This is a genomic window from Frankia sp. CeCAU1 (genome assembly GCF_977971845.1).
Genome location: NZ_CDWWXA010000153.1, coordinates 4,318 through 7,652 on the forward strand (window position 1 = coordinate 4,318; position 3,335 = coordinate 7,652).

Annotated in this window: 4 protein-coding genes; all 4 read left to right on the forward strand. The window is 68.2% G+C overall.

The genetic code is table 11. From position 1 onward, the window contains the following. The first annotated feature begins 128 nt into the window (after positions 1 to 128). The 4 genes from AC08OO_RS20155 to AC08OO_RS20170 all read left to right on the forward strand — a co-directional run bounded on the left by AC08OO_RS20155 (position 129) and on the right by AC08OO_RS20170 (position 2,746). Positions 129 to 494 (forward strand): hypothetical protein, encoded by a 366-nt coding sequence (locus AC08OO_RS20155; protein WP_476618903.1) that lies wholly within the window; start codon positions 129 to 131, stop codon positions 492 to 494. 68 nt (positions 495 to 562) lie between these two features. After that, the gene (locus AC08OO_RS20160) at positions 563 to 1,243 is read left to right on the forward strand and encodes a histidine phosphatase family protein (protein ID WP_232235164.1); all 681 of its coding nucleotides are present in this window, start codon (positions 563 to 565) and stop codon (positions 1,241 to 1,243) included. 137 nt (positions 1,244 to 1,380) lie between these two features. Next, complete coding sequence (locus AC08OO_RS20165) at positions 1,381 to 1,704, forward strand: hypothetical protein (protein WP_023840311.1); 324 nt, start codon at positions 1,381 to 1,383, stop codon at positions 1,702 to 1,704. A 7-nt stretch (positions 1,705 to 1,711) separates the two neighbouring features. Then, positions 1,712 to 2,746, forward strand: coding sequence for an AAA family ATPase (locus AC08OO_RS20170; RefSeq protein ID WP_011436760.1), 1,035 nt, complete (start codon positions 1,712 to 1,714; stop codon positions 2,744 to 2,746). Positions 2,747 to 3,335: the final 589 nt, after the last annotated feature.

Genomic DNA, 3,335 nt, shown 5'->3' on the forward strand with positions numbered 1-3,335 from the left:
ACGGATGGATATCTTGCTGCCGCGATCTGAGGTGACAGGGCCCGGCGGCGGCTGCCAGCGTGGCGGGGACAAACCGGGCGGGCCGGACGGCCCGCCGTCCCGGATCGGCGGCAGGAGACGGTGAGGCGATGGCAACCCAGGCAACCCGAAAGGCCGCGGAACAGGCGGCGCTTGAGGCACTGGGCGGGCGGGTGGCCGCGATCGGCGACCTCGGTCTCGCGGCGGCCCGGCGCGCCGACGCCGCCTACGGGCCCGCGCGGGCAAAGGCCCGCACGGCCGAGCTGCTCGCCGCCGCCCGCGCCGAAGGACGCGCTCTGACCGACGCCGCCGCCGAGGAAATCGCGGCCGCGGACGACGACTACGCGGCCAGACGCGCCGCCGCGGTGGACGCCGGATGGACCGAGCAGGAGCTCGCCGCGCTGAACTACCCGCCGCTCCCCCGGCGTCGCCGCACCTCCCGGCCCGTTCAGTCAGCAGGTGCGCACAGGCCGTAATAGGGTTGTGTGTTGGAAACGCGGATTGTGCCGGTTTGATCATGTATGGCAGTGGAACGGGGGTGCGGGTGGACACGGATGTTGTGCTGGTTCGGCACGGAGAGGCGCACTGCAATCTCGCGGGCATCGCTGGCGGCGACCGGGGCTGCACCGGGTTGACGCTGCGGGGGCGTGGCCAAGTAGACCAGGCGGGCCGGCGGCTGGAATGGATGCACCACGACCGCCAGTTCGATGTGGTGTATGCCGGGCCGCGGCGACGGGTCCGTGAGACCGCCGCCGTGATCTCCCCACGCCTTGGCTTGACGCCGCACATTGAGCCACGTCTGTCCGGCCCGGCGCATGGTGACGCCGACGGCAAGCCGTGGACGGATATCTGGGAGGCGTTCGGCTCGAGTCCTGCTGACCAGCCGGACCGCCCGTTCGCTGCCGGTGCCGAGAGCTGGAACGCGTTTCTCGCCCGGGCGACCGATTGTTTGCAGAACATCGTCACGCGTCACGCTGGCGAGCGGATTCTCATCCTCGCGCATGCGGAAACCGTCGAGGCGATGCATACCCTGCTGCTGGGTCTACCCGCCGGGTCCTCGGCGCGGGTGGCCTTCACTGTGGCGCATGCTTCTTTGACCCGCTGGGTGCACCGTACTCCCGAGATCGGCTCGGCTCGGTGGACGTTGGTTTCCCACAACGACACCGCCCATCTCATCGCCTTACCGACGACGGGTTTCGACGACGTTCAGGACGGCGACTCGTGACTCCTTCTGCTTCATCGTCATCGGCTGAGCGCGTTCGTCATGCCTGGCAGGAACGGACGGCAAGCCAGGCACGACTGCGTATCGCCGACCGTTCGCTTGGCCGTGTAGCACTGGCCGCGGCTCGCGAGGATGCCGCGATGGGCCTGCCCCTGGTCATCCTGAGCGATCCGACAGTGCGTGGTGCACTGGACGCGGCGCGGCTGCATGCCCCCGGCCCGTATCTTCACGAGGGACGGTGGGAACTCGCCGATGTCATCGATCTGTATGTGTGCGGCGACCTTCCCAGTGAACGGCTGGTAGAGATCCTCGCTATCTGGCCATACCAAGCCCATGACCCTCACCGGGATGAGGCTCAGCCATGGTCGGACAGCTTCGCTGTCGTGGAGGCGGCTGGTGATGCCGGCCTGCTGCCGCGGCCGCTCGTCGCCCAAGTACGCCGCCACCGTAGCGACCTGACCTGATAGACAGATGGCCTCCTCGGACGAGTACCGGAGCTACGCCCACACGCTGGAAACTCTGCTTGCGCCCGGCGGGATCCTGTCGACCAGATCTCCCTACGCCACCGCAGACCAGGCCCTGCCCGGTGGTGTTCCCAGCGAGCAACGTGCCGCGATCTATGACCGGGTCGTCGACCGCTACCTGACAGCTCACGTCGCCCAGCACGGCCAACTGCCCCATCCTGGCCGACAGCTTAGCCTGATCGTCGGGCCGCCTGGTGCCGGCAAATCCTCAGCCCTGACCGCTGCCGGGGCCCAGGGGATGGAGCTGTCCGGGACACTGATGCTCGAACGCGACGAGCTGATGCGCATACTTCTACACGAGCTGGCTACGCAGGGGACTCTGCCTGTCCCTCACGAGCTACGTGACGGCCTCGACGGAATACCTGTCGTACCCGCCGAACTCCATGATCTGATCAACGCCGAAGGAACCTATCTCGCGCACAGAGTCGCCGCCGTCGCACGGATGCAGGACTGGAATGTCGGATGGCAGAACACCCTCGGAGATCTAAGCGGAATGCAGGCCGGTATCGCGGAGTTCCGTCGGGCCGGATACGGACCACCACAGGCCATCTGCCTGGAGGCATCCGAGCAAGTTCTCCTCGACCGTACCTACCAGCGGTGGGAAAGCGGACGCCGTGACGTAGAGGCCGGCCGCGACACTCTTGGCCGCCATTGGGTCACCCGCGCCGGGCTGTCGAGTGCCTTCCGCGACCAGAATGGATCGACAACGACAACGCCGGCGAGCAGCCACCGGCTCGCCGTTCTTGAGCAAAGCGGCCAGACCGGACGCATCATCGTCATCAACACGACCGAGTTTCCCGGCCGCGTCGTGCACGACACCGCTACACACGGAGCTCTTCGAGAGCGTATTGCCCGGCCGGACGCGGCGAAGATCATACGGCGGGCTTTCCCTCCCCCGGAGAGGACACCCCCTGGACAGGATGGCAGGCGTCGGCCGCAGCCTCCCCCGGAGACGGGGAACTCACCGCGGCCCCACCGATGAAGATGATCTAGATAGATCACCATGTAACCCGGTGAAGCCGGCGGGTCTACCGGCCAGACCGCCGCGGCCCGGCCGTCTCTGGCCCGGGTGAGACGCCCGTACGGGGTACGGGCGCCGACGTCGGGGGCCGGACACTCGGCTGAGAGGAGGCGGGGTAGGCCGCGCCGAGCAGACCACGCACGCCCGTCAGGCGGGGTTCGGCGGGAAGGTCGTAGGTCCGGTACAGAGTGCGATCAATTCCGTACAGCTCGCAGAGGTACCGGGGGGATCCTGCCCGGCGAACACGCCGGCGGCGCGGTCCCGGTCGGCCAGGTTGCGGGTGACGCGCTCCAGGAACGAGGCGGGGATCGGGCCAGGCGCGGGGGTGACGATGTGGCGCACTGTCCAGTTCGGAGAGCGAGACAAACCGTGGGAGGTCAAGCAGCGCTCGTGATCGGCTGTCATGTCCCCCGCGTCCGAGCTGACCAGCTGCTGGCGCGGTCGCCCTACTTGGGGTGCCGGTAAGAAACGTGTCACCAGCCGCAAACGGCGATGATCTAGCTGGCCTGCGGCGGGGCGGCGTCGAGCTGGTGGCGGGTCCGGCCGGCGG

What these genes read in the sequence shown, in the direction of transcription:
- AC08OO_RS20165 (WP_023840311.1), top strand. Translation starts at nt 1,381, where the DNA reads ATGGGCCTGCCCCTGGTCATCCTGAGCGATCCGACAGTGCGTGGTGCA.
- AC08OO_RS20155 (WP_476618903.1), top strand. Translation starts at nt 129, where the DNA reads ATGGCAACCCAGGCAACCCGAAAGGCCGCGGAACAGGCGGCGCTTGAG.
- AC08OO_RS20170 (WP_011436760.1), top strand. Translation starts at nt 1,712, where the DNA reads ATGGCCTCCTCGGACGAGTACCGGAGCTACGCCCACACGCTGGAAACT.